20 protein-coding genes are annotated in these 25513 nt (G+C 56.5%); 9 read left to right on the top strand and 11 right to left on the bottom strand.

The window, feature by feature from the left end; all coding sequences use genetic code 11:
- Positions 1–34: 34 nt before the first annotated feature.
- Positions 35–1900 (bottom strand): amidohydrolase, encoded by a 1866-nt coding sequence (locus tag ACJY2L_RS05995; protein ID WP_439213207.1) that lies wholly within the window; start codon positions 1898–1900, stop codon positions 35–37.
- A gap of 273 nt (positions 1901–2173) precedes the next feature.
- Here ACJY2L_RS05995 and ACJY2L_RS05990 point away from each other — a divergent pair, with 273 nt between their 5' ends.
- The 6 genes from ACJY2L_RS05990 to ACJY2L_RS05965 all read left to right on the top strand — a co-directional run bounded on the left by ACJY2L_RS05990 (position 2174) and on the right by ACJY2L_RS05965 (position 10845).
- Positions 2174–2863, top strand: a complete 690-nt coding sequence (locus ACJY2L_RS05990; RefSeq protein WP_067436756.1) for a hydrolase — start codon at positions 2174–2176, stop codon at positions 2861–2863.
- A gap of 47 nt (positions 2864–2910) precedes the next feature.
- Entirely contained in the window at positions 2911–3105 is a 195-nt protein-coding gene (locus ACJY2L_RS05985) for a DUF1427 family protein (RefSeq protein WP_067436762.1), read from the top strand.
- A gap of 2 nt (positions 3106–3107) precedes the next feature.
- A complete protein-coding gene (locus ACJY2L_RS05980) occupies positions 3108–3362 on the top strand; it encodes a XapX domain-containing protein (protein WP_439213206.1) in 255 nt (84 codons plus the stop codon).
- Between the two features lie 31 nt (positions 3363–3393).
- Positions 3394–3759, top strand: coding sequence for a response regulator transcription factor (locus ACJY2L_RS05975; protein ID WP_187485271.1), 366 nt, complete (start codon positions 3394–3396; stop codon positions 3757–3759).
- Between the two features lie 14 nt (positions 3760–3773).
- Complete coding sequence (locus ACJY2L_RS05970) at positions 3774–9344, top strand: trifunctional serine/threonine-protein kinase/ATP-binding protein/sensor histidine kinase (protein WP_439213205.1); 5571 nt, start codon at positions 3774–3776, stop codon at positions 9342–9344.
- A gap of 307 nt (positions 9345–9651) precedes the next feature.
- Complete coding sequence (locus ACJY2L_RS05965) at positions 9652–10845, top strand: diguanylate phosphodiesterase (protein WP_439213204.1); 1194 nt, start codon at positions 9652–9654, stop codon at positions 10843–10845.
- Positions 10846–10899: 54 nt separating this feature from the next.
- Here the strand turns inward: ACJY2L_RS05965 and ACJY2L_RS05960 are convergent, their stop codons facing one another.
- Entirely contained in the window at positions 10900–11292 is a 393-nt protein-coding gene (locus ACJY2L_RS05960) for a winged helix-turn-helix transcriptional regulator (protein ID WP_439213203.1), read from the bottom strand.
- Between the two features lie 94 nt (positions 11293–11386).
- Between ACJY2L_RS05960 and ACJY2L_RS05955 the strand changes: the two genes are divergently transcribed.
- Positions 11387–12283 carry an SDR family oxidoreductase gene (locus ACJY2L_RS05955; RefSeq protein ID WP_439213202.1) on the top strand — a complete coding sequence of 299 codons (897 nt, stop codon included), beginning with the start codon at positions 11387–11389 and terminating at the stop codon, positions 12281–12283.
- A gap of 58 nt (positions 12284–12341) precedes the next feature.
- On the opposite strand, the gene ACJY2L_RS05950 is transcribed toward ACJY2L_RS05955, so the two are convergent.
- Positions 12342–13142 (bottom strand): MetQ/NlpA family ABC transporter substrate-binding protein, encoded by an 801-nt coding sequence (locus tag ACJY2L_RS05950; RefSeq protein ID WP_067436778.1) that lies wholly within the window; start codon positions 13140–13142, stop codon positions 12342–12344.
- Between the two features lie 227 nt (positions 13143–13369).
- On the opposite strand from ACJY2L_RS05950, the gene ACJY2L_RS05945 reads away from it, so the two are divergent.
- The gene (locus ACJY2L_RS05945; RefSeq protein WP_439213201.1) at positions 13370–14335 is read left to right on the top strand and encodes a UV damage endonuclease UvsE; all 966 of its coding nucleotides are present in this window, start codon (positions 13370–13372) and stop codon (positions 14333–14335) included.
- 33 nt (positions 14336–14368) lie between these two features.
- Here ACJY2L_RS05945 and ACJY2L_RS05940 read toward each other — a convergent pair whose 3' ends face one another.
- The 5 genes from ACJY2L_RS05940 to betI form a co-directional block, all read right to left on the bottom strand.
- Positions 14369–15658 (bottom strand): MFS transporter, encoded by a 1290-nt coding sequence (locus ACJY2L_RS05940; RefSeq protein WP_439213200.1) that lies wholly within the window; start codon positions 15656–15658, stop codon positions 14369–14371.
- On the bottom strand, positions 15651–16808 hold the full coding sequence (locus ACJY2L_RS05935; protein ID WP_439213199.1) for a mandelate racemase/muconate lactonizing enzyme family protein: 1158 nt from the start codon (positions 16806–16808) through the stop codon (positions 15651–15653). Before ACJY2L_RS05935 ends, ACJY2L_RS05940 begins: the two co-directional genes overlap by 8 nt.
- A 286-nt stretch (positions 16809–17094) precedes the next feature.
- On the bottom strand, positions 17095–18774 hold the full coding sequence (betA, locus tag ACJY2L_RS05930) for a choline dehydrogenase (RefSeq protein ID WP_439213198.1): 1680 nt from the start codon (positions 18772–18774) through the stop codon (positions 17095–17097).
- A 23-nt stretch (positions 18775–18797) separates the two neighbouring features.
- The gene (gene betB, locus ACJY2L_RS05925; RefSeq protein WP_439213197.1) at positions 18798–20270 is read right to left on the bottom strand and encodes a betaine-aldehyde dehydrogenase; all 1473 of its coding nucleotides are present in this window, start codon (positions 20268–20270) and stop codon (positions 18798–18800) included.
- A gap of 10 nt (positions 20271–20280) precedes the next feature.
- Positions 20281–20877 (bottom strand): transcriptional regulator BetI, encoded by a 597-nt coding sequence (gene betI, locus ACJY2L_RS05920; RefSeq protein WP_264289947.1) that lies wholly within the window; start codon positions 20875–20877, stop codon positions 20281–20283.
- Between the two features lie 252 nt (positions 20878–21129).
- On the opposite strand from betI, the gene ACJY2L_RS05915 reads away from it, so the two are divergent.
- Positions 21130–23160, top strand: a complete 2031-nt coding sequence (locus ACJY2L_RS05915; protein ID WP_439213196.1) for a choline transporter — start codon at positions 21130–21132, stop codon at positions 23158–23160.
- A 90-nt stretch (positions 23161–23250) separates the two neighbouring features.
- Here ACJY2L_RS05915 and ACJY2L_RS05910 read toward each other — a convergent pair whose 3' ends face one another.
- From ACJY2L_RS05910 to cspG, 3 genes are all read right to left on the bottom strand, one after another.
- Positions 23251–23697 carry a flavin reductase gene (locus tag ACJY2L_RS05910; RefSeq protein ID WP_225702100.1) on the bottom strand — a complete coding sequence of 149 codons (447 nt, stop codon included), beginning with the start codon at positions 23695–23697 and terminating at the stop codon, positions 23251–23253.
- A 91-nt stretch (positions 23698–23788) separates the two neighbouring features.
- Entirely contained in the window at positions 23789–24379 is a 591-nt protein-coding gene (locus ACJY2L_RS05905) for a malonic semialdehyde reductase (protein WP_439213195.1), read from the bottom strand.
- A gap of 364 nt (positions 24380–24743) precedes the next feature.
- The gene (gene cspG / locus ACJY2L_RS05900; RefSeq protein ID WP_187488067.1) at positions 24744–24956 is read right to left on the bottom strand and encodes a cold shock protein CspG; all 213 of its coding nucleotides are present in this window, start codon (positions 24954–24956) and stop codon (positions 24744–24746) included.
- Between the last annotated feature and the right edge of the window lie 557 nt (positions 24957–25513).

Here is a 25513-nt window from a genome sequence, read left to right as displayed (position 1 = left end):
CGACAATTGACCTGAATGCCGGACATCAGCGGACTCAAAACGCAAAGCAGCTACAGCCCAGCGCCCCCCAGAATGCGTTGTCATCGGAAACCGGTACGCCAGCGTGACGGGCAGCATTGTGCGCATGGCTGTGCACGCCGCACGGCCCGCTGCAATGGTGAACCATCGGCAGCAAACCCGCCTGCGGCGGCGCACTGCGATAATGACCGGGCACGGTGATCACCGGCGACCACTCCGGCAGCACCGGAATGGCGGGCGGAGCCAGCGGGCCAAACTGACCAGCGGCATAGACGATATCGCCGTTGACAACCGTTAGCACCGACTCGATGCCTTTGATCTCCTCTTCCGGCACGCGGAAGTAATCTTTGCTCAGCACCGCCAGGTCAGCCAACTGGCCGACGCGGATCTGCCCCTTTTTGCCCTGTTCACTGGAGAACCACGCGCTGCCCTGCGTCCAGAGCATCAGGGCGGTGTCGCGATCGAGGCGCGCATTGACGTCATACATCTGCATGCCGCCGACGGTGCGGCCGGAAACCAGCCAGTAGAGCGCAGTCCACGGGTTGTAACTGGCAACGCGCGTGGCGTCGGTGCCCAGCCCGACCGGCACGCCGGTATCAAGCATGCGTCTGACCGGCGGCGTCTGTTTAGTCGCCTCAATCCCGTAACGCTCGGCGAAATACTCACCCTGAAAGGCCATGCGGTGCTGCACGGCCAGGCCGCCGCCCAGCGCCTTGACGCGGTCGATGTTCGCCTGGGTAATGGTTTCGGCATGGTCGAAAAACCAGTGCAGGCCGTCGAACGGTATATCGCGATTAACCCTTTCAAACACGTCCAGCATACGGCCGATCGATTCGTTATAAGTGGCATGCAGGCGAAAAGGCCAGCGATGTTCCACCAGATGACGCACCACGCGTTCCAGCTCATCTTCCATGCCAGGCGCCAGATCCGGACGTGGTTCGAGGAAGTCTTCGAAGTCGGCGGCGGAAAATACCAGCATTTCGCCGGCGCCATTGTGCCGGAGGAAATCGCTTCCCTGGCCCGGCGCCAGCATGTCGGTCCATTTTTCAAAGTCCTCCAGCTCGTGTCCGGGACGTTGGGTAAACAGGTTATAGGCGATGCGCAGCGTCATCTGCTTCTTCTCATGCAGCTCGCTGATGATTTGATAATCTTCGGGGTAGTTCTGGAAGCCGCCACCGGCATCGATAGCGCTGGTCAGGCCAAGACGGTTCAGCTCGCGCATAAACTGGCGGGTGGAGTTGATCTGCTGCTCAAGCGGCAGTTTCGGGCCTTTAGCCAGCGTGGCGTAAAGAATCATCGCATTCGGGCGGGCAATCAACATGCCGGTCGGGTTGCCGTTGCTGTCGCGCTGAATTTCGCCACCCGGTGGATTGGGCGTATCACGGGTATAACCGACCACGCGCAGCGCGGCGCGGTTCAGCAGGGCGCGATCGTATAGATGCAGAATAAACACCGGCGTGTCAGGCGCCGCCGCGTTGATCTCATCCAGCGTGGGCATACGGCGTTCGGCAAACTGAAACTCGGTCCAGCCGCCGACCACGCGCACCCATTGTGGTGAAGGCGTGCGCTGCGCCTGTTCTTTTAACATGCGCAGCGCGTCGGCCAGCGACGGCACGCCTTCCCAGCGCAGCTCAAGGTTGTAATTGAGGCCGCCGCGAATCAGATGCAGGTGCGAATCGTTCAGGCCGGGAATCACGGTTTGGCCCTGCAGATCCACCACGTTGGTGCTGTCGGCGCAGTGCTGCATCACCTCGGCCTGGCTGCCCACCGCAAGGAATGTGCCGCCGCGGATAGCGACCGCTTCCGCTAACGGTTTTTCCCGATCGACGGTATGAAACTGACCGTTGGTTAAGATCAGATCGGCTTTATCAAGGTTGACCATATTCACTCCTGCATAAGATGTCCGGAAGGGAACGTCGGAACAGCAAGCCGGTGCGACGTCCTCTGGGAGGCGATAACTGCGGCGATTATGGTCAGCAGGCGAAAGCAGCGTCTAGTTATACCAAGGTATATTATACCTATTGGTAATATCCGATCGGAGAGCACGCGCCTAGTATCAGCCCTGACAGCATGACGCCGCCTGGCGCACTGTCTCGCTTGTTTCCGCTTACTGATTTTTGCGGAAGCTCTGCCTCCTCTGCTCAATGGATACCTTATGACCGACTCCAAACTTGAAGTCCTGACCCCTACCAACTGCCAGATGATTTTTATCGATCAGCAACCGCAAATGGCCTTCGGCGTACAGTCTATCGATCGTCAGGTGTTGAAGAACAACACCGTGGCGCTGGCTAAAGCGGCAAAGGTGTTTAACATTCCTACCATCATCACCACGGTAGAAACCGAAAGCTTCTCAGGCCACACCTATCCTGAGCTTCTCGACGTCTTCCCTGAGCACGACATTCTGGAACGCACCTCAATGAACTCCTGGGATGACCAGAAGGTGCGTGACGCGCTAGCCAAAAACGGCAAGAAAAAAATCGTGGTATCGGGCCTGTGGACCGAAGTGTGCAACAACAGCTTCTCGCTGTGCGCCATGCTGGAAGGGGACTACGAGATTTATATGGTGGCAGATGCTTCTGGTGGCACCACCAAAGAAGCGCACGACTTCGCCATGCAGCGCATGATTCAGGCTGGCGTGATTCCGGTGACCTGGCAGCAGGTGATGCTGGAATGGCAGCGTGACTGGGCGCGTAAAGAGACTTACAACGCGGTGATGGATATCGTGAAAGAGCACTCCGGCGCCTACGGCATGGGCGTTGATTACGCTTATACCATGGTGCACAAGTCGCCTTCTCGCGAACAGGGCCGTCACAATACGCTGGCGCCAGTGCCGGCTAACAAATAAGAGGTGGCGGATCGGGCTGTGCTGCCCGATCCGCACCCGGAGCTGCTATGAACACTGTTCTTATCTCCCTCACTGCAGGCGTGGGCATCGGCTTGCTGTACGCGCTGTTCAGGGTACGATCGCCAGCACCTCCGGCGATCGCGCTGATCGGCTTATTAGGTATGCTCTGCGGCGAACAGATCGCCAACCATCTGCTGCCTGCTGCGCATGCCGCGCCACAAAGCACTTCTGCAACGGAATGACTATGCTGAAATCTTTTGGTTTTTCGCTGGCAATGGGCCTGCTGGTTGGCGTGATTTACAGCATAATCAGCCTGCGTTCACCAGCACCGCCGGTAGCCGCGCTGGCGGGGTTGTTTGGCATGTTGGTGGGCGAACAGCTGGTGCCCTTAGCGCAACGTCTGCGCCGCGGTGAGCCGCTAACGCTGGCGTGGTTTCGTCATGAATGCGTGCCAAAAATCAGCGGCACACCGCCGCCGGTCGAGGGTCCGCGCCCCTGAAGCGCACACCGACGGTGAGGAGAGCGACAGGATGCGATCACAGCGGATTATCATTGTGGACGATGAACGGTCGGTGCGCAGCGGGCTGAGCAATTTACTGCAGTCAGAAGGCTACCTGACCGAGACCTTTGATTCTGCAGAAGCGCTGCTGGCGGTGCCAGAGACGCTGGACACCTCGGCGCTGTTAATTATCGATATTAAATTGCAGGGCATCAGCGGCTTCGCGCTGGTGGAAAAACTGGCACAGCACGCGGCGCTGCCGCCGGTGATTTACATCTCCGGCCATGGCGATGAAAACATGCACTGGTATGCCATGGGCACCGGCGCGCTGGCATTTATGCGCAAGCCTATTCATATTGATACATTACTCGACTGTATCCGTCAGTCTTTAGCCTGACTCAGGACATCTGCATGCCCGACGCCCGCTCATCATCCCTTTCTGTTCGCAACACGCCGCCTGAAAACGTCTGCATCACGCTGGACGACGACGCGGAATTTACGCCGCTGGCGCAGGAGGGCGCATTGGTGTGGCTGCGCTATCGCCAGCTCTCAGGCGATGAAGGCGTGCTGGTCACCGCCGTGCATGAACAAGCCAGCGGACAGGCCCGCCAGCTGCTGAAAAATGAGTTTGCGCTGCGTCAGCACCTTTCCGCACGCTGGGCAATTCGGCCCGATGCCTGCACCATCTGGCACGGGCGCTATGCGCTGATCTACGCGCCATTTCCGTTTATTACGCTGGCTACTTTGCCGCCGCGCGCCACGCCGAAAATGGCCGACTTTCTCGATCGCGCGATCGCCCTGTGTGAACCCTTACAGGTGTTGCACAAACAGCGCATTACGCACGGTGATATTAAACCCGGCAACATTTTTATCGCCGCCGACGGCCGCTTTATGCTGGGCGGTTTTGGGCTGGCATCGGCCTCTATTGGCATCCCCTCCGCGGCCTCGCTGCCGATGATCGGCGGTACGCTGGCCTATATGTCGCCTGAGCACAGTTCGCGCACGCCCCATCCGGTCAATGCGCTTAGCGATATTTACAGCCTTGGCATTGTGTTTTACGAGCTGCTGACCGGCGACCTGCCTTTTGGTGCGCCGGATGACGGCCAGGCGGAATGGATCCATCATCACATCGCTTCACCGCCGCGCTTAACGCCGCTGCAGCATGCCGAAGTACCGCCGATGCTGGCGGCAATTGTTTTGCGGTTACTGGCAAAATTGCCAGAGCATCGTTACCAAACTGTAGCCGGGCTGCTGGCCGATCTGCGCCGCTGTCAGGCGACGCTGACCGTTGGTGGTGATATCGCCAGCTTTACGCCGGGCTTGCAAGACAGCGTGCCCGGCCGCTATCTCACCGACACGCTGTGCACAACGCACCCGCAGGCGCGTGAGCTGGTGGCAGTATTTAATAAGATGAAACAGACGCGCAGCAGCCAGCTGGTGGTGATTCGCGGTGCGCAGGGCATCGGCAAATCATCGCTCATCGCCTCTGCGCTGGTTCACTTACAGCATGAACCTGCCCTGTTCGCGGTGGGTAAAGCTGAACAATATTCGCCGGATGTGCCTTATGCGGTGCTTAATGAGGCGTTCCGCTCGCTGACGCTGTGGCTGCTGGGGCGACCCGCTGAAGAGATGGTGCGCTGGAAGGCGCGGCTGCTTAACCGGCTGGGCGACGATGCCGGGCTGGCGGTGAGCCTGGTGCCGGAATTGGGTTTGCTGATCGATCGCCGCCCCGCAGTGCCGGACGATCGGCTGGCGCTGCATGCGCATACCCGCTTCCGACAGATGTTGCAGTCGCTGGTCAGCGCGCTGGCAATGCCGGGTTGCCCGCTGATCGTGCTGATCGACGATATGCACTGGGCCGATGACGCCAGCCTGCAACTGTTGCAGCACCTGATCGTTGACAGCGACGCGCTGCCGCTGATGCTGGTGGTGGCGCACCGCGAGGAAGCGTCACTGCCGCTGCCACAGTTTGCCCTGCGGCTGACGCAGTTACGCGGTGCGGCTACCCGGCTGATCGATATTCAGCCTGCGCCGTTGACCGTCAAAGCGATCGCCCGCTGGCTGGCTACCCATTTTCAGTCGCGCATCGCCTCAACGCTGGGGCTGGCCGCGCTGATTCACAGCAAGACCGGCGGCAATCCGCTCTACACGCATACCTTCTTTCGCCAGGCGCAGGAGGATGGGCTGATCGTCCATCATCCCGAGCACGGTAAATGGCACGTTGACGGCACGGCGTTGCGCGCGCGCCACTACACCGATAACGTCGCCAGCCGGGTGCTGCAAGAGCTGGCAACCATGCCGTTACCCACCCGAGAACTGCTCGGCTGGCTCGCCTGTCTCGGCGCCTCTGGCGATCTGCGTGCACTGGCCCAGATGCAGCAAAGCGCGGTGCACGCGCTGCGCGAGCGGCTCTATCCGGCCATCATCGCCCAGCTGGTCACGCTCACCGGTGATGATTACGCCTTTACGCACGATCGCGTGCACGCCGCCTCTTTTGCGCTCATTGGCGACGACGATCGGCAGCAGTTGCATCTCAACGCGGCCATTTTACTGAGTGATCAGGCGGGGCAGGTCGACGGCAGCCGCGCGCTGTTTCAGGCGGTGCACCATATCGCTGCGGTTAGCCACGTACTGGCTCGCTCGCCGCACCGCGATGCCTGTTATGCCATTACCGTGCAGGCCGCCCGCCAGGCAAAAAACAGCGCAGATTACGCGTCAGCGCTGCGCTATTTGCACGTGGCGCAGGTGCTCAAACAGCCGGACAACGATGAACAGACGCTGATGCTGAATCTTGAAGCGGCGAAATGCCACTTTTTGCAGGGCGATCTTCCCGCGGCGCTGAGCCTGTGCGATACGCTGATGCGGACGCGTGGTGGGCTGGCAGAGAAAGCCTCGGCGGCCTGTTTGCTGGCCGAAGTGCATATGCGTCAGTCAGATAACCAGCGGGCGCTGGAAACCACGCTGGCGTGGCTGGCAGTATTTGGCGTGCGTTTCAGCCGCCAGCCCAAGGCCGAGGAGTGCGATGCCGCCCGCCAGCAGCTACGCGCCCGCGTTGGCAGCGATCCTTATCAGGCGTTTATGCCGCTGTCGGTCATGGACAATCCTGAAATTGAAGCCATGCTGGAACTGATGGCCAGCGCGACTATTTTTGCCGCCTTTGTCTGCCCACGGCTGCACTTTCTGGTGCTCTGCCGCATGCTGCATCTCACGCTCGATCACGGTATCAGCGGCGCTTCCACTTTCGCCCTGGCGTGGTACGGCGTGCTGATTGGTCACTATTATCAGGAGTATCCGCTGGGTTTCAAAAGCGGCTCGCTGGCACGTGAGCTGGTGATACAGCACGATTTTACGCACTTCAAAGGGCGCACGCTGCTGCCGCTGGATCAGGTCAGCATCTGGACCCAGCCGCTCTCGTATGCCGTTGACTGCGCGAAAACCTGCTTTACCGCCGCGGTGGCGCAGGGCGATTTAACCGCCGCCTGTTTTGCTATTCGTCATCAGATCATGAACTACCTGATGCGCGGTGATCACCTTGACAGCGTATTGACCACCCTCGATCGCGGGCTCGCCTTTGTGCGCAAAACCGATTTTGCCGAGGTTGAAAGCGTGTTGCTGATTCAGCGGCACTATGTGCAGCATCTGCGTGAGCCGTTTGACACGCACTTCAGCGGTGCTCGTTTGCTCGCCGATGCGCCGGTGAAAGGGGGAGCAGAGGGCAATACGCCGCTGCTGCATTTCTGGCGCTGGCTCTATCGCGGATTGGCGCATTTTGCCGCCGGAGAATATCCCGAGGCGGACCGCTGTTTTACCCGCGCCGCGCCGCTGGTGGCCGCCGTGCCGGGCCACGTGCCGCTGCTCGATTATCATTTTTACAGTGCGCTGGCGCTGACGCTGGCGGAAGACACGCAGGAAATTTCTGAGGAACGCACCCAGCGTCTGCAGCCGCATGTGGATAAATTGCGCTGCTGGGCAGAGGTCAATCCTGGCACCTTCGCTGATAAAGCCGCGCTGATTGAGGCCGAGCTGGCGCGCCTGGCAGGCGATGTCGGTCAGGCGATGATGCAGTATGAAAAGGCGATTGTGCTGTCGCATGAAGGCGGCTTTGTGCAGGTGAACGGGCTGGCTTATGAACTGGCCGCGCGCCTTGCCACCCGCACAGGTTTAGCCGTTGCCGCAGATGCCTACCTGCGCGGCGCGATCGCCGCCTGGGCGCGCTGGGGCGCAAACGCCAAAGTACAGCAGCTGGAAAAGCGTCATCCGCATCTGGTTAACGCGGCGCCGCAGACGCCGTTTGATACCATCGCCTTCGCCCAAAGCGAGGCGATACGCGATCTGGAGAGCGTTGCCACCGCTGCGCGTGCACTGACCGAAGAGATCAACCTCGACCGACTGATCAAGATTCTGTTAACCATGCTGCTGGAACGCGCGGGCGCGCAGCGCTGCCTGTTGCTGCGCATCCGTGACGGTGATATTGCCGAAACGGAAGCTTGGGCAAAAACCACCCCCGACGGCATTTATGTACGCATGGTGAATGAAACGCCGCTGGCCAGCGATTTGCCGCTGTCGGTACTGTCAGCCGTGATTCGCACCGGCCAGGCGATTCGCACCGGCCGTCCTGGCAGCTTCAGCCCCTTCAGTCAGGATCCTTATCTGGTCACTTCCGGCGCGGCAGTGATGTGCGTGCCGATGTTTAAGCAGGCGCGACTGGTCGGCGTGCTGTATTTGGAAAACTGCCTGATGCCCGACGTCTTCACCGCCGAACATTCACACGTGGTGCAGACGCTGGCGGCTCAGGCGGCGGTATCGCTGGAGACCGCACGGCTCTATGCCGAGCTGCTGGCGGAAAACATCCAGCGCAGTCGGGTAGAGAAAGATCTGCGCGCCAGCCAGACGTCGTTGATGCTCGGCGAGCAGATTAGCCATACCGGCAGCTGGCGCTGGGAGCTTGAGCAGGATGTGATGGCCATTTCCGATGAGTACGTGCGTATTCTCGGCCTGCCAACAGGGCAAAAAACCTTATCGATGGCCGATTTTCTCACGCTGGTGCACCCGGAAGATTATGTGCGCATCAGCAAACGGGTAGTGGAAAGCGTGCATCAATGCGCCTCAATGCGCGCCGAGTTTCGCATTATTCGTATGGATGGCGAATGCCGCTATCTGCTGGGCATCGGCGATCCGGTAGACGGTGAAGATGGCGTGAAGGAGTATTTTGGCATCATTACCGATATCACCGCGCAGCGGCAGGCCGAGGATGCAGTGCGCGTGGCGCAGGCCGATCTGGCCCGCGTGTCGCGCGCCAGCACCGTGGGTCAACTGACTGCCTCTATTGCTCACGAGATTAATCAGCCGCTGATGTCGATTGTCGCTAACGCGGGCGCCAGCCTGCGCTGGTTAAGGCGCGCGCCCGCTGAGCTGGAAAACGCGCGTATCGGGCTGGAGGAGATCATTGTCGAGGGCGAGCGCGCCGGGAATATCATTCGCGGGCTACAGGCGCTGACCCGCAATCAGGCTTCCAGCGCGCGTTGGCTCAGCCTGCACGATACGGTGCATCACATTATTACCCTGTCGCGCAGCGAGCTGGAGCGCCGCGCCATCAGCGTTGATTATCAGCTGTGGGCCAGCAATGATGGGATCATTGGCGACAGCATTCAAATGCAGCAGGTTCTGCTTAACCTGGTGGTAAACGCCATCGAGGCGATGGCAGCGATTAACGATCGCCCGCGCGTGCTGACCCTGACCAGCAGCAATCCATCGCCTGATCAACTGCGCATTGACGTGGCGGATACCGGCAGCGGCATTGAACCGGCGGTGATTGCTCGGGTGTTCGACTCGTTTTACACCACCAAAGCAGAAGGGATGGGGATGGGATTAACCATCAGCCACGGCATTATCGAGCGACATCACGGCAGCTTATGCGCTGAACCGCGTGCGTCCGCAGGCAGCGTGTTTTACTTCGTATTGCCCACCGCCGCCAATGCCTGATGAATGTGCGCTGGCTGGCGAGCGGTACGAGCCAGCGCATCAACACAGAGGCGGCTTTTTCTGACTCGTCATTCACCGTGTCATCGTTGCCGCCAGGTATACCCGTCAAAAGCGCATCTGACGTCAGTCCATACGCCGGGGCAGAAAAAATAATATTCTCCATAAAGGATAAATAACCGTGCGTTACGGTTTGTTATTCTGTCAACGTTGCTCATAATACGATAACGCAATGTTGCAGAGATCTGCACAACACGGCGTGAACTTCTGGTAAAGTAGCCGAACACACGCAAGGAGTCTGGAATACGTAATGTTGTCGACAATTATCTATCGCAGTCATCTTGCCGATGACGTTCCGATTAAATCTCTGGAGTACCTGGCGGAAAAAGCGAATAAACTGAACAGTTTATTTAACGTGACCGGGATTCTTCTGTTCAATGGCACCCACTTTTTCCAGGTGCTGGAAGGCCCGGAAGAGGCAGTTCTCGACATTTATGGCTGTATCTTAAGCGATACCCGCCATCACAACGTTGTTGAATTAATGCGCGATCACGGTCCTGCGCGTCGTTTCGGTAACGCCGGTATGGAGCTGTTCGATCTGCGTCAGTACGACAAAGAATCGGTATTGCAGGCGGTGCTGGATAAAGGCACCTCAAAATATCGCCTGACCTATGATGATCGGGCGCTGCAATTTCTGCGTACTTTTGTCGAGGCACGTGAAAAAGAGAACTATTTTGAGGTCCCACCGGCGGACTACTGGGATTTCATTACCGATGATGTGGTGGCTTCAGTAGATGCCGCGGATGCGTCGGGTACAGGCAACCATCATTTCGCCTTCCAGCCGATTATCGATCCCTTTGCTCGTCAGATTGTGTCGCTTGAGGCGGTGTTCTGTCCGGCTGAGAACGCAGCGGAACTGACGCAGGACGCGATCTATGCGCTGGATCTTGAGTCGAAAGCCACGGCCTTTGCGCTGGCGAAAAAGCTGGGCATCGAAGGCCTGACGCTGTCGGTTAACCTGCTGCCGATGTCACTGGTGGTGGTGCCAGACGCGGTTGAAAAGCTGATTGAGGCGATGAAAGCCAGCGATCTGGTGCCAGAGCAGGTTGTAGTAGAAGTCACTGAAAATGAAGTGATTTCCCGACTTGATGAGTTTGAAAGCGCGATCAAAAAGCTGAAGTCTGCCGGTATCAGCGTGGCGATTGATGATTTTGGCGCCGGCTCTGCCGGACTGCTGCTGTTAACACGTTTCCAGCCCGACAAGATCAAAATCGACCGCAATATCATCAGCGACGTGCACAAAAGCGGTCCGAAGCAGGCGATCGTGCAGGCGATTCTGAAATGCTGTTCATCGCTGGAGATTGCCGTGACGGCGGAAGGCGTTGAAAAGCCGGAAGAGTGGATGTGGCTCGAAGCAGCCGGTATTTTTCACTTCCAGGGCTCGCTGTTCGCCACGCCGAAACGCAACGGTATTCCCGCGGTCTCCTGGCCTGAAAAAAACTGATGCGTCAGCTGCCTGCACAGTGCTGTGCAGGTGGTTTGATGGCAGGCGCCGTGCTTAGCCGCGCGCCTGCCGCTGTTGCATCACGTCTCCGGTATTCTCCTCAATCCAGTCAGCCAGCATGGCTACGTGTGCCGCAACCTGTTCACCGCTCGGCGTGAGATCGTACTCCACGCGCGGCGGAATAACCGGATAAGCGGTTCGTTTGACAAAACCATCTTCTTCCAGCCGTTGCAGGGTTAGCGCCAGCATACGTTCGCTCACGCCGGTGGCTTTTCGTCTCAGTTCGCTGAAGCGCAGCGTGCCGTCGCGTAATGCAATCAGGCACAGCACGCCCCACAGGCTGGTGACATGTTTAAACACCTCGCGCGAAGGACAGTCAACGCTGGTCAACTCGCCGCGGCGCAGCGCAGCGGTCAATCCGGACGCCGGTTTTTCTGCCTCTTTCATATTTTTTCCTTACTAACATTTTTGTGCGTACTTCTTTTAAGTGCGGTATGAGTTTATGGTTTCTCTCTCTTAACAGCAATAGCGGAGTTTCACTGTGGAATCATTACTTCTCGTTACCGGCGCATCGGGCCAGCTTGGCCAGGCAGTGTTACAGCATCTGACCAGCACGCTGGATATCCCGGCTAATCGCATCGTCGCCGCCAGTCGCCAGCCGGAGCGACTTGCCAGCTGGGCCGCCAAAGGTGTGCAGGTGCGCGAACTCGATTTTGAAAAACCGGCCAGCTTTGTGGCGGCACTATCAGGCATTGAGCGGGCGTTATTGATCAGCACCGATACCCTCGACCGGCCAGGCCAGCGCCTGCAGCAGCATCAGAATGCTGTTACTGGTTTTGCAACGGCCGGTGTTCAGCATGTGGTCTACACCTCCGCACCTCATCCTGAGGGTGCACCGCTGCTGATCGCCCCCGACCACCTGGGCACCGAAGAGGCGCTGGCAGCCAGCGAACTGCCGGGCTGGACGGTGCTGCGCAATCACTGGTATTTCGAAAATCTTGCGATGTCGATTCCGGCTGCCATCGCCTCGGGCCAGTGGTACAGCGCAGACGAAGGGCAGGGCAGCGCCGATATCGCGCGTGACGATCTGGCGTTGGCCGCTGCCGTAGCGCTTTCAGGCACAGAAACCGGTAAAAAGACCTGGACGCTTTCCGGCCCCGAATCACTGACCAAACAGCAGATTGCCACGGCCATCGCCGGAGTGGTGAATAAACCGATTACGGTGGTGCAGGTTCCGCTGGAATCGCTGGTGCAGGGTATGATGGCGGCGGGCCTGCCGGAGCCGCTGGCGCGTATTTTCGCCTCGTTTGATGCCAATACCGCTGCGGGCCGCGTCGCGGCGGTGACCACCGACTTCAAACAGTTAACCGGCCGTGAGCCACAAACCTTCCACCACTGGCTGGAAAACCATCGTGGCCTGTTCACCGGCGAGCGCTAAAAAAGAAAACGGCCTGCTGAGCGCAGGCCGTTGCAACCATCACCAGGTAATCCGTGGATTACCATCCCTGAATCGCGTCGCCTTTGTAAACTTCTTTCGCTTTGGCAGCGACTTCCGGCGACTGCAACGCCGCTTTCAGCTTCTGAATTTTATCGCTGTCTTTGTCTTCTTCACGTGAAACCAGTGCGTTAACGTATGGCGAAGCCGCGCCTTCGCGGAACAGGCCATCACGGGTTGAAGATAATCCCGCCTGGGCAGAGAAGTTGGTGTTAATGATCGACAGGGTGACGTTTGGATCGTCAAGCGTACGGGTCAGCTGCGGCGTATCCACTTCGGCCAGCTTCAGATGTTTCGGATTGGCAACAATGTCGAGCGTAGTCGGAAGATAACCCACGCCGTCCTTGAGCTTGATTAAGCCCTGTGCCTGCATTAGCAGCAGGCTGCGGCCCAGCGTGGTCGCTTCATTGGAAATGGTAATGGTTGCGCCATCCGGCAGTTCATTGATGTTTTTGATTTTGTGGGAATAGGCGGCAATCGGGAAAACAAAGGTTTTTCCGACTACGGCAAATTTATAACCGCGCGCTTTGGTTTGATCTTCAAGATAAGGCAGACTCTGGAAGGCGTTGGCATCGACATCTTTGCCGCTCAGCGCTTCATTCGGCAGCACATAATCGTTGAAGGAGACCACTTCGACGTCCAGCTTATATTTATCTTTGGCGACTTTCTGTACTTCTTCCCAGATTGCCTGATCCGGACCGGTATTGATGGCAACTTTGACTTTATTGTCGTTATCGGGTGAACAGGCGGATAACAGTAAAACGGAGCTGGCGAGTAACGCCGTAAGCAAACCTTTAAACATGAACGTATCCCTTCAGAAAAGTTAAGTGCTGGATAGTAATATAAGTCGCGGAAACTGCACACTTCCGCCGCGATATAACTTATAACGCGGCATCATAACCTGCCGGTAAAAGGCAGCAGATTATGAGGTGCTTATTAATAACGCAGTCAGGCCGCAGCGGGTGTGGGTCGCCAGCGAAAGTGGGATTTGTTGTTACACTTATAGCACCTGAACAAACTGAGGTTATTATGAAATTAGGCTTTGCGTGTAAATATCTTGATGCGGATTTTAAACAGCCATTCCCTTTTAAGGCCACCACCCGCACGCGTTTTTTAAGCCTGAAACAAGAAGAGCAGTCTGCGCTGCTGTATCAGCTTGCTACCAATAATCTTAATCATCTGCTGGCAACCTTTAACGCGCTGGCGACCCAGCCCGACGCACTAAGAATGATGCGTATCGGCAGCGATCTGCTGCCATTATTTACCGTGCCCGAAGCCAGCCGACTTTATCAGGAACTGCTGCCCGATCTGGCACCTTTGTTTACCGCCTGCGGTGAAGTGGCAAAGGCCAATAATATTCGCCTCTCGTTTCATCCGGGACAATATTCAGTGCTGGCGTCCGATAATCCGCTGGTAGTGGAACGCGCGCGGGAAGATGTGGAATACCACGCACTTTGCGCGGTGATGCTCGGCTATGGTCGTGCGTTTCAGGACTTCAAAATTAATATTCATATGAACGGCAAACAGGGCTTTGCCGGTTTTCAGGCGGCGTTCGGCCAACTCAGCGAGGAAGCGCGGCGCATGCTGACGGTCGAAAACGATGAAATCTCCTGTTCGCTGGACGATGTTCTGCAGGCAGCAGAGTTGTGCCCGGTGGTGCTCGATATTCATCACCACTGGGTAAAAGAGAACGAATTTATTACGCCTGACGATGCGCGTATTGAACGCATCAAAGCATCGTGGCGAGGCGTCAGACCGGTGTTGCACTACTCGATCTCGCAGGAAGGACTGATCCCGGAAACCGGCTTTCCCGATCAGCTTACGCTGGGCATCGGGAAGTCGAAGCTGCGGGCGCATTCCGACTTCTATTTCAATGACACGTTGAATAACTGGGCGCTGTCGTTTGCAGATTTTGACATCATGTGTGAGGTCAAAATGAAAAACATCGCTCGCGATCGGCTGTGGCAACACGGCATGTTACAGAAAAACGCGTAAAAACAGAGGCCGTTTCGGCCTCTGTTTCAGGCCTTACTCTGTCGCCAACGCACGCAGCGATGCCACGCCTTTTTCACGCACCAGCACTGCCAGCAGCAGCATTCCCGCCAGTGCGAGCAGGCTCGCCAGTACAAAGGCAGTGTGATAACCGCCGCCGTACTGGATAAGGAAGCCGGTAATTCCCGGTGACAGAATTCCCGCCAGATTGGCCAGCAGATGCACAAACCCGCCAGCGGTGCCTATGCGGCCGGGCGGCACAATATCCTGCAGCAGCGACCAGCAGGCCTGCGGCGTCATGTAGGCGAAGACGCTGGCGAGGGTAATCAGCGTTACCGCGCTCACTACGTTGCTGCTCCAGGCGGTAAGCATTACACAGACCGCTGCCACCGCCAGACCCACAAAGATCACCAGCTTGCGCGACAGCAGAAAGTTGCGCGTTCGCCGATAGAGCATATCCGATACCATGCCGCCGCCCAGAAAGCCCATCGTCGCGCCCAGCCAGGGCAGCACGCCGATAATGCTCATGCTTTTAATATCCAGATGTTGAAAGTCCGTGAGATAGCTGGGCAGCCAGGAGAGAAAAAAGAACTGGATATAGTTAAAGCAGAAGAAGGCACTGGCGACGCCGAGCACCGGCAGGGAAAAAACGTAACGCCACAATGAATGCGGGTCCTGCTGCGGCGAGGCTGCGCTTTTCAGGCTTGCCGGACGATTTCGTGCGATGTAGTCACTCTCTTCCTGACTGACGCGCGGATGCTGCTCCGGCTTATCGCGAAACAGCAGCAGCCAGCAGCCTACCCAGATAAACCCTAGCAGCGCGATGACCACAAAAGCGATGCGCCAGCCGAAGTGCCAGCCGACCAGCCCTACAATGGGCGCGGCGATGGCGGCGCCCAGCGGCTGGCCAGCGTTGGTGAATCCTACCGCCCGACCCACTTCCTGTTTGGGGAACCAGTTGGCGATCGATTTGTTGGTGGTGGTGCCCATCGGGCCTTCACCCACGCCAAACAGCATGCGCACAATCAGCAGATGTGCAAAGCCGGTGACCAACGCGGTTGCGCCACAGAACAACGACCAGATGGTGGCCGCCCAGGCGTAGACGCGGCGTGGACCGAAGCGATCGGCACACCAGCCGCCAATAAAACAGAATGCGCAGTAGCCGATGAAAAAGCAGCTAAACAGAATGCCCATCTGCGCGTCATTAATGTGCAGATCCTGTTTGACCAGCGGTGCCATCACTGACAGCGCGGCGCGGTCGAGATAGTTAAGCATGCCGGCAAAAAAGAGCAGCAGGGCGATGACCACCCGGTAGCGTTTAAACATGGTGGCTTCCCTCTGTGGCAGCAATTCGATGGTGTGAAATACGGTAGCGCTGGAGCACGGCGGGATCGGGTTGATAGCCGAGTCCGGGCGCGGATGAAAGGGTAAAGTTCACCGCGGTTGACAGCTCAGGATAGAGCGCCGCCTCAAAGGTGATCCACGGCACTTCCATTTTGATCGCAGGCGGCAGAGTGGCAACCAGATGCGCGGTCGCCAGCATGCCAGCGCCATAATAGAAGCAGTGCGGCACCACGGTGACCTTGTGTTGTCGGGCAAGAGCGAACACGCGCAGTGCCGCGCTAATGCCGCCGACTTTTGCCACACTTGGCTGCACAATATCCACGGCATTCAACGCCATTAAGTGAGCAAAACCCTGGTCGCCATCGGCGTTCTCACCCGCCGCAATCGGCACGCCAATTTCGCGCAGCGCCGACAACGCTGCATAGTCATCCGGCGGCCAGATCGGCTCTTCCAGCCAGGCCAGATTAAGCGAGCGCAGGGCATGCGCTTGCTGCACCGCCTGCTCCGGCGTCCACGGACAGTTAACGTCAACCATTAATTCAACGGTTTCAGGCAGTGCGCGGCGGGCCGCCGTGATGGCGGCAACTTCCGTTTCATGCAGCTTTAGCGTGGTAAAACCCTGCTGCTGTGCCCGCACCACCTGCTTAGCGACCGCTTCGGGATCATTGTCATAACTGACGAGGCTGGCGTAGCGTTCGATGTGTTGTCGTTGCGCGCCCAGCAGTTGCCACAGTGGCTGTTGCAGGTGCTGGCCGAGCAGATCCCACAGCGCGATATCCAGCGCCGAAAGCGCATAACGCACCGGCCCGCTGCGTCCGAAGGCATGCAGCGCCTGTTCTGCCTGCTGCATTAACGCTTCTATTTGTCCGCTATTTTCAGGCATCGAACGGTGCAAAAAGAACGGTGCCACCAGCGAGCGCAGCGCCTGTTCAGTCACCGGGTTTGCCAGGTGACCAAAGGCTTCACCCCAGCCACACAGGCCGCTGGTGGTTTCCACTTTCACCAGCAGCGTTTCCATTTTGCGTAAGGAAGGTGACGCGGCATTAAAGGTGGTTTCTTCGCGCTGCGGCGGGCGGCGATGCGCATGAAAAGGAATCGCAATGCGCATAACCTCAATTGATGATATTTCCAAAGTGATACCTCGCAGAAGGGTATCCCAGCCAGCCGGGATCACGGTAACCTGTTCAAATCATTAGCGAGTATAGGAATGCAGCCGCGGCGCAGCATCAGGCGAAAGCCTAAGGATAAGCGGGCATGAACGTAGCTTTTTGGGCAACTGGACAGCCAGTAACGGAAAGGATCACAAAATAGCGCAGGTGATGACGGTGAGTAACGAGTTTACGTGAGCATGCGCCGCAGACAGGCAAAAAAAACGCCATCAACGCGTTAACGTTGATGGCGCTGATTGCCGCAACAATTTACGGGCGCTGTGGCTCGCCGCGCACCGGTTTCTCACCGGCGACAAAGTAGCTGGCGGTGCTGCGTGGTAACGGTGCCTTGCCACGAATACGGTCGGCGATTTTTTCGCCAATCATAATGGTGGTGGCATTCAGATTACCGGTGATGATCAGCGGCATGATAGACGCATCGACCACGCGCAGCGCCTCTACGCCGTGCACACGACCATCGCCGTCAACCACTGACATCTCATCGTTACCCATTTTGCAGGTACCGCAAGGATGGTAGGCCGTTTCGCCGTGATTACGCACAAACTCATCCAGCTGCTCGTCCGTCTGGCAGTCGAGGCCGGGACTGATTTCGCGACCACGGTATTTATCCAGCGCCGGCTGATTGATGATTTGGCGCGTGATGCGAATGGCATCGCGGAATTCATGCCAGTCCTGCTCAGACGCCATGTAATTAAACAGAATCGATGGGTGCTGGCGCGGATCGCGTGATTTCAGTCGCACGTGACCGCGGCTTGGGGAACGCATCGAACCCACGTGACACTGGAAGCCGTGCGCATTGACCGCGTTCGAGCCGTTGTAGTTAATCGCCACCGGCAGGAAGTGGTACTGAATGTTCGGCCAGGCGAACTCTTCACGGCTGCGAATAAAGCCGCCCGCTTCAAACTGGTTGCTGGCGCCAATACCGGTGCCGTTAAACATCCATTCCGCACCGATTTTCGGCTGGTTCCACCATTTCAGGGCCGGATAAATCGACACCGGCTCTTTGCACTCATACTGCAGGTACATTTCAAGGTGGTCCTGTAGGTTTTCGCCGACGCCAGGCAGATCGTGCACCACCGGAATATCGAACTGTTTCAGCAGTGCGGCCGGGCCAACGCCGGATCGCTGCAGAATCTGCGGCGAAGCGATAGCGCCCGCGCTGAGCAGCACTTCACGGCGCGCACGCGCTTCGTGCATTTCATTGCTGTCGCCGAGCATATAGGCCACGCCGACGGCGCGCTTGCCGTCAAACAAGATGCGATCGGTGGTGGCATGGGTGACAATTTTCAGGTTTGGACGGCTTTTGGCCTGATCCAGATAGCCGCGCGCGGTGCTGGCTCGACGACCTTTCGGCGTGACCGTGCGATCCATTGGGCCAAAACCTTCCTGCTGGTAGCCGTTGAGATCGTCAGTACGCGGATAACCTGCCTGCACACCGGCTTCAATCATCGCTTCGAACAGCACATTGTTGCCCGCTTTTGGCGTGGTGACGCTCACCGGGCCGTCGCCGCCGTGATAGTCGTTCGGGCCGATATCGCGGGTTTCCGCTTTGCGGTAGTAGGGCAGGCAATCCAGGTAGCTCCAGGATTCCAGACCGGGCTCTTTCGCCCAGCCGTCGAGATCCAGGGCGTTAGCGCGGATATAGCACATGCCGTTGATCAGCGACGAACCGCCAAGGCCCTTGCCACGACCGCATTCCATGCGACGGTTATTCATGTAAGGCTCTGGGTCGGTTTCATACGCCCAGTTGTAACGACGGCCTTGCAGAGGGAATGCCAGCGCGGCAGGCATCTGCGTACGGAAGTCCGCACGGTAATCGGGGCCGCCCGCTTCCAGCAGCAGGACGTTGACGCTGCTGTCTTCAGTCAGGCGCGTCGCCAGCACGTTGCCTGCGGAACCGGCGCCAATAACGATATAATCAAATTCCATCGGTTACTCCTCAGGATCAAATATTAAAATACGGACTGAAAACGCGTCATCTCAACCTGGATTGATTTGACCTGAGTGTAATTTTGCAGGGTCATCAGGCCGTTTTCGCGACCGACACCAGAGTGCTTGTAACCGCCGACCGGCATTTCCGCCGCCGACTCGCCCCAGGTGTTGATCCAGCAAATGCCGGCTTCGATCTGATGAATCACGCGGTGCGCGCGGTTCAGATCGTTGGTGACCACACCGGCGGCGAGACCAAACTCGGTGGCATTCGCGCGGCGTACCACTTCTTCTTCGCTTTCATAGGTCAGGATTGACATCACTGGACCAAAGATCTCTTCGCGAACGATCTTCATCTCATCACGGCAGTCGGTAAACACCGTTGGTGCAACCCATGCACCTTCATCAAAGCCTGCGCCGGTCAGACGCGTGCCGCCGCATAGCAGACGTGCGCCTTCGTCAATACCTGACTCGATGTAACGCATCACGTTGTCGCGATGGGCAAAGCTAACCAGCGGGCCAAAGTTGGTGTCGGCGTCGGTGAGCGAGCCGGGGCGGATGCGCGCCACGCGCTCGGCAATTTTCTGCTCAAACGCCGGTTGCAGGGCAGCGGGCACAAATACGCGCGTGCCGTTGGTGCAGACCTGACCGGAGCTGTAAAAATTCGCCATCATCGCGATATCGGCTGCCAGATCGAGATCGGCGTCATCAAAGACAATCAGCGGCGATTTGCCACCCAGTTCCATGGTGACATCTTTCAGCGTTGAGCCTGCGGCGTTTGCCATCACTTTCTTGCCGCTGGCAACGCCACCGGTGAAGGAGACTTTATCGATGCCGTCATGCTCAGTCAGCAGCTGGCCGGTGACCGGGCCGGTGCCAGGCAGCACGTTGAATACGCCGTTGGGGACGCCCGCCTCGGTATAGATTTCTGCCAGCTTCAGCGCGGTGAGCGGAGTCACTTCGCTTGGCTTGAAGATCATGGCGTTGCCTGCCGCAAGGGCAGGGGCTGATTTCCACAGTGCGATCTGAATCGGATAGTTCCATGCGCCGATACCGGCCACCACGCCCAGCGGTTCGCGACGGGTATAGACAAAGGCGGTATCGCGCAATGGGATCTGCTGGCCTTCCAGCGTCGGGATCAGGCCCGCGTAATATTCCAGCACGTCAGCACCGGTAACGATATCCACGCTGGCGGTTTCGCTCAGCGGTTTGCCGGTATCCAGCGTTTCCAGTTCAGCCAGCGCATCGTTGCGCTCGCGCAGGATATCGACCGCCCGGCGCAGGATGCGCGAACGCTCCATGGCTGTCATCGCTGCCCAGACTTTTTGTCCTTTTTTAGCCGCGTTTACCGCCCGCTCAACGTCCTGCGGGCCCGCTTCGTGCACCTCAGCCAGCACTTCGCCGTTCGCCGGATTGATGGTCTGAAAGGTTTTTCCTTCCGCAGAAGGAACGTAGGCGCCATCAATGTAGAGGTGTTGCTCGTTAAATCGGGACATTATCTCTTCCTTATCTATTCTGATCGTCAGCCAACTGCTGATGAATGAATTGTGTGGTCAGTGTTCGGGCGACCTCGGGATCAAAAGGTTTGCGGCTCAGTGCGGCGCGCAACCAAAGCCCATCTATCAGTGCCGCCAGACCGTGTGCGGCCAGGCGGGCTTTATCGCGCGGCATTTCACGTCGAAATTCTGCCGCCAGCGAGGAAAAAAGCCGGCTGCTGCTGACCCGCTCAAGGCGATTCAGCTGCGGTTGGTGCATGCTGCTGGACCAGAAATCCAGCCAGGCTTTCATCGCTGCCTTATGCACCTGTGTTTCATCGAAGTTGCCTTCAACGATGGCACGAAGCCGCGCTTCGGTGGAGGCATCGGCCAGTGGCTTGAGCCGGGCAGCAACGGCATCGCGTAGCTGGCGCGTGACATCGCGCATGGTGGCCTCAAGCAGGCCGTTTTTATCTTTAAAGTAATGACTGATGATGCCGGTCGAGACACCCGCGCGGCGGGCAATCTGGGCGATAGTGGCATCATTCAGGCCCACTTCATTAATCGTACTCAGGGTCGCATCAATCAGTTGCCGACGTCGTATCGGCTGCATCCCCACCTTTGGCATTTTTCCTGCTCCGTGCTCATTTCGTACCCCTATTAAAACTTTTTTTGATTGCACGTTCAATATAAAAAGAAAACTTGTTAGGATGTTGCGCTTCGATTGTTACATAAGCGTAGCAGTGGACTACAATCGTCAGCGGTTGTTCACCGTGATGGTTTAGCAGGGTACTTAACAGGGAAAATAGCGGTCAGTTATTGACCGATATGGTGAATTAATCGATTGAATAATTAGACATTTAACCAGAGGCTTTTATTGATGATGAATCCACCATCCGGTGAAAAAGACAGAATCAATCCTGTTGTGTTTTACACTTCAGCTGGACTGATTCTGACGTTTTCACTGTTGACCATTCTTTTTAGTGGCCAGGCGGCAGGCTGGATCCTGACCGCAGTTAACTGGGTTTCTGCCACCTTCGGCTGGTATTACATGCTGGCGGCGACGCTCTATATCGTCTTTGTGCTCTATATGGCGTGCTCGCGCTTTGGTGATATTAAGCTGGGACCAGAGCAGTCAAAACCGGAGTTCAGCATACTCAGTTGGTCAGCCATGCTGTTCGCGGCAGGCATCGGCATCGACCTGATGTTTTTCTCCGTGGCCGAACCGGTAACGCAATATATGCAGCCGCCGGAAGGCGCCGGTCAAACCATGGAGGCGGCGCGTCAGGCGATGGTCTGGACGCTGTTCCACTACGGCCTGACCGGCTGGTCGATGTACGCACTGATGGGCATCGCGCTTGGCTACTTCAGCTATCGCTATAACCTGCCGTTGACCATTCGCTCGGCGCTGTACCCCATCTTTGGCAAGCGCATCAACGGACCGATCGGTCATACCGTGGATATCGCGGCGGTCGTCGGCACCATTTTCGGTATCGCCACTACGCTGGGTATTGGCGTCGTGCAGCTTAACTATGGGCTGAAAGTGCTGTTCGATATTCCTGAAGGACTGGCGGCGCAGGCCGGTTTAATCGTCTTATCGGTGATTATCGCCACCATTTCGGTGACATCCGGCGTAGATAAAGGCATTCGTATTCTGTCTGAACTCAACGTAGCGCTGGCGGTTGGTCTGATTCTGTTTGTGCTGTTCTGCGGCAATACTGAGTTTCTGCTGAACGCGCTGGTGCTTAACGTGGGTGATTACATTAATCGCTTTATGGGCATGACGCTGAACACCTTCGCCTTCGATCGCCCAACTCAGTGGATGAACAGCTGGACACTCTTTTTCTGGGCATGGTGGGTCGCCTGGTCGCCGTTTGTTGGACTGTTCCTGGCGCGTATTTCGCGTGGACGTACTATTCGTGAGTTCGTACTCGGCACGCTGATCATTCCGTTTACCTTTACGCTGCTTTGGCTGTCGGTATTTGGTAACGCTGCGCTGTATGAAATTATTCACGGCAACGCAGGATTTGCGCAGGAAGTGATGAACCATGCAGAACGCGGCTTCTATAGCCTGCTGGCACAGTATCCGGCGTTTAAGCTGAGTGCATCGGTCGCGACCATCACCGGTATGCTGTTTTATGTCACCTCAGCGGATTCCGGTTCGCTGGTGCTGGGTAACTTCACCTCAAAGCTGAAAGATATCAACAGCGATGCGCCAAACTGGCTGCGTATTTTCTGGTCAGTGGCGATTGGGGTGCTGACGTTGAGCATGCTGATGACCAACGGTATCTCGGCGCTGCAAAACGCCACGGTGATCATGGGTCTGCCGTTCAGCTTTGTGATCTTCTTTGTGATGGCGGGGCTTTATAAATCGCTGAAGATTGAAGATTATCGACGTGCCAGCGCCACGCGTGATACCGCGCCTTACCTGGCCTCAGCGAACGATCGTTTGAGCTGGAAAAAACGGCTGTCGCGCCTGATGAATTATCCGGGCTCGCGTTATACCCAGCATATGATGGAAACCGTGGTGTTCCCGGCAATGCAGGATGTGGCGAAAGAGCTGGAGCTGCGCGGGGGGAAAGTTGCGCTGGAAGCAGTGCCAGCCGATGAGGAGAACCCATTGGGCTATCTGGATCTGCGTGTGAATCTGGGCGAAGAACAGAACTTTGTTTACCAGGTTTGGCCGCAGCAGTATTCGGTGCCGGGCTTTACCTATCGCGCTCGCAGCGGTAAATCGACCTATTACCGTCTGGAAACCTTCCTGCTGGAGGGCAGCCAGGGCAACGATTTAATGGATTACAGCAAAGAGCAGGTGATTATTGATATTCTCGATCAGTATGAACGTCACCTGAACTTCATCCATCTTCATCGTGAAGCGCCGGGTAGCAACATTACCTTCCCGAATATGTAACCTGTCGCCAGGCGTTTCTCGCCGGGCACCCAGCGCCGACATTGATTGTCGGCGCTGAATTCCGCTTTTTATCTAAAATCTCAATCATCATCATCGCAGATGGTGATAGCGCCGGTTAAACCACACCAGGTTTGACGCCAACTGCTGGCGTTTGATGCCCACTATTTCGCAGATCATGATGTCGTGTGTGCCAACGGTGACGCGTGACTGAATTTTACAGTCAAAGGCAACTGCGCTGGCTGACAGCAGCGGCGAGCCGGTGATAAAGGTGTCCCATTCTACCGCCGCAAAGCGATCCTGCTGGGCCAGTTTCCCGCCAAATATTCCGGACAATGCTTCCTGATCGGCAGCCAGCGTGTTGACGCAAAGGTGTTCGGCATCGGCAAATGCGGCAAACACCGAAGCGCTGTGATTCAGGCAGACTAACAGCGAAGGCGGCGAATCTGTCACGCTACAAACGGCAGTGGCGGTAAATCCAGTGGCACTTCCTTCACTCAAGGTTGTGACAATGTTGACTGCTGAGCCAAGATTCGCCATCGCATCCTTAAATGCCTGGCGGCCCTGGTCATCAGTATCAGAAAAAATCGTTGAGACCACCTGGGTCTCCTCAACAGCAAGCAGTGTGGTATCAGACATAAATGCAGGCCTCCTCAAAATCAAAACGATAAAGACGATCGTAAACTTTTTTGGCATCGCCATAGCCAAGATTAATGATCTGGTTCACGGTCCAGCTGGTGTCCGCAAAAAATGCGGCGTCGACCGCTTTGGCATCAAACCCTGACATCGGCCCGGTATCCAGACCCAGCGCACGCGCCGCCATGATCAGGTAGGCCGCCTGCATCGAACTGTTGCGCAGCGCCGTTTCGCGGGCAAAGCTCTCGCTGGAGGTGAACCAACTGCGCGCATCGCCGTGAGGAAAAAGCACTGGCAATGCGTCATAAAATTTTGTATCCCACGCTACGATGACATTAACCGGCGCGGTCATGGTTTTTTCCACATTGCCTTTTGACAGCGCGGGTGCCAGTCGTGCTCGCCCGGCTTCAGTAGTAATAAACACAAAGCGTGCGGGTGAACAGTTGGCAGAGGTGGGCCCCATACGCACCAGCTGATAGAGCTCGCGCAGCAGTTCTGCTGGCACCGGCTTATCCTGCCAGCCATTTTGCGTTCGCGCGCTGAGAAACAGGGTATCTAATCCTGCTTCGGCTATTTTATTGCTCATGCATGTCTCCTTAACAAAACGTGAAGGCCAGAAAAGTCTTCGGGCAATGCTGGTCGTGATAGTCAGAACACTATCAATATCTGTGCCAATAATTTATATAAATAAAATCAGTGAGATAAGTTTTACCATCCGGTCAAAACGGACTAACTGGTCTGAATATGCAACACGCTGGTGCGCCAGGCACTTCAATGGTGCTGATGGTGGATGTGCGGAGGAGAGCAGGGAAGGAAAGGCACAGGCGGCAGGCAATGGTAGCTGTAGAATGCAAAAAACCCGCACAAGGCGGGTTGTTTATCACGGGAAACTCACTGCTCAGGCTATTGCCGTCATCGCTATCGTAGATTCCTGTGCGATTGTTCGCTACTTAAAGCGGAACAACGTTTACAGCTGATGGGCCTTTAGCGCCGTTCTCGATTGAGAACTCAACTTTCTGGCCTTCATCTAAGGTTTTGAAATCATTGCTCTGGATTGCAGAGAAGTGTACGAATACATCTTTGCTGCCGTCTGCAGGAGTAATGAAGCCGAAACCTTTATCAGCGTTAAACCATTTTACTAAACCAGTCATTTTGTTAGACATAGATATTTCCTTTAGATTTTTTGAGCCACTTAACGTGACGAACATGGCCTGTTTGCAGAGTTTACTTACTGGGCACTTAGGAGGAGGCTCTCGCAGAAGGGTATCTATGGATAACGCTTGAACTGAGGACTGCTTTACTAAAACTGCTTTCATAAGGTCTGTGTTTCAAACCGATGACGTATACTAGACCGGGAGAGCGGTGTTACGCAAGCGTTAATATTATTTAATTTTAGATGGTTAGTTTTGCAACGAACCCACCTTTTCTGCTTTATGAGTATAGTCGATTAAAAATGCAGCGCCACCAGTAAGTGTGTTCTGTAAAAATAAAAAGCCCCGACGGTTTAGGTCAGGGCTTTTAGGGTACTGCACACTTAGGATTTAACATTAATACGCTTTGTTGATACTTACTGCTATTGGTACTGCGTTAAATGTACACGTTAAGAACAGATAATATTGGGTACTAGATAGATAATTAAAAACCCCCATATATTTACCGATTAACACATCGCCAGCTTCATCACTTTCTTAAAGCGTGGCATCTTAATCCAGTACATCTC

Source organism: Duffyella sp. Ts4 (genome assembly GCF_051851875.1).
Lineage (GTDB): Bacteria > Pseudomonadota > Gammaproteobacteria > Enterobacterales > Enterobacteriaceae > Duffyella > Duffyella gerundensis.
This window is presented reverse-complemented; position numbering and strand designations above follow the sequence as displayed.

What these genes read in the sequence shown, in the direction of transcription:
- ACJY2L_RS05995 (WP_439213207.1), bottom strand. Translation starts at nt 1,900, where the DNA reads ATGGTCAACCTTGATAAAGCCGATCTGATCTTAACCAACGGTCAGTTT.
- ACJY2L_RS05990 (WP_067436756.1), top strand. Translation starts at nt 2,174, where the DNA reads ATGACCGACTCCAAACTTGAAGTCCTGACCCCTACCAACTGCCAGATG.
- ACJY2L_RS05985 (WP_067436762.1), top strand. Translation starts at nt 2,911, where the DNA reads ATGAACACTGTTCTTATCTCCCTCACTGCAGGCGTGGGCATCGGCTTG.
- ACJY2L_RS05980 (WP_439213206.1), top strand. Translation starts at nt 3,108, where the DNA reads ATGCTGAAATCTTTTGGTTTTTCGCTGGCAATGGGCCTGCTGGTTGGC.
- ACJY2L_RS05975 (WP_187485271.1), top strand. Translation starts at nt 3,394, where the DNA reads ATGCGATCACAGCGGATTATCATTGTGGACGATGAACGGTCGGTGCGC.
- ACJY2L_RS05970 (WP_439213205.1), top strand. Translation starts at nt 3,774, where the DNA reads ATGCCCGACGCCCGCTCATCATCCCTTTCTGTTCGCAACACGCCGCCT.
- ACJY2L_RS05965 (WP_439213204.1), top strand. Translation starts at nt 9,652, where the DNA reads ATGTTGTCGACAATTATCTATCGCAGTCATCTTGCCGATGACGTTCCG.
- ACJY2L_RS05960 (WP_439213203.1), bottom strand. Translation starts at nt 11,292, where the DNA reads ATGAAAGAGGCAGAAAAACCGGCGTCCGGATTGACCGCTGCGCTGCGC.
- ACJY2L_RS05950 (WP_067436778.1), bottom strand. Translation starts at nt 13,142, where the DNA reads ATGTTTAAAGGTTTGCTTACGGCGTTACTCGCCAGCTCCGTTTTACTG.
- ACJY2L_RS05945 (WP_439213201.1), top strand. Translation starts at nt 13,370, where the DNA reads ATGAAATTAGGCTTTGCGTGTAAATATCTTGATGCGGATTTTAAACAG.
- ACJY2L_RS05940 (WP_439213200.1), bottom strand. Translation starts at nt 15,658, where the DNA reads ATGTTTAAACGCTACCGGGTGGTCATCGCCCTGCTGCTCTTTTTTGCC.
- betA (WP_439213198.1), bottom strand. Translation starts at nt 18,774, where the DNA reads ATGGAATTTGATTATATCGTTATTGGCGCCGGTTCCGCAGGCAACGTG.
- betB (WP_439213197.1), bottom strand. Translation starts at nt 20,270, where the DNA reads ATGTCCCGATTTAACGAGCAACACCTCTACATTGATGGCGCCTACGTT.
- betI (WP_264289947.1), bottom strand. Translation starts at nt 20,877, where the DNA reads ATGCCAAAGGTGGGGATGCAGCCGATACGACGTCGGCAACTGATTGAT.
- ACJY2L_RS05915 (WP_439213196.1), top strand. Translation starts at nt 21,130, where the DNA reads ATGATGAATCCACCATCCGGTGAAAAAGACAGAATCAATCCTGTTGTG.
- ACJY2L_RS05910 (WP_225702100.1), bottom strand. Translation starts at nt 23,697, where the DNA reads ATGGCGAATCTTGGCTCAGCAGTCAACATTGTCACAACCTTGAGTGAA.
- ACJY2L_RS05905 (WP_439213195.1), bottom strand. Translation starts at nt 24,379, where the DNA reads ATGAGCAATAAAATAGCCGAAGCAGGATTAGATACCCTGTTTCTCAGC.
- cspG (WP_187488067.1), bottom strand. Translation starts at nt 24,956, where the DNA reads ATGTCTAACAAAATGACTGGTTTAGTAAAATGGTTTAACGCTGATAAA.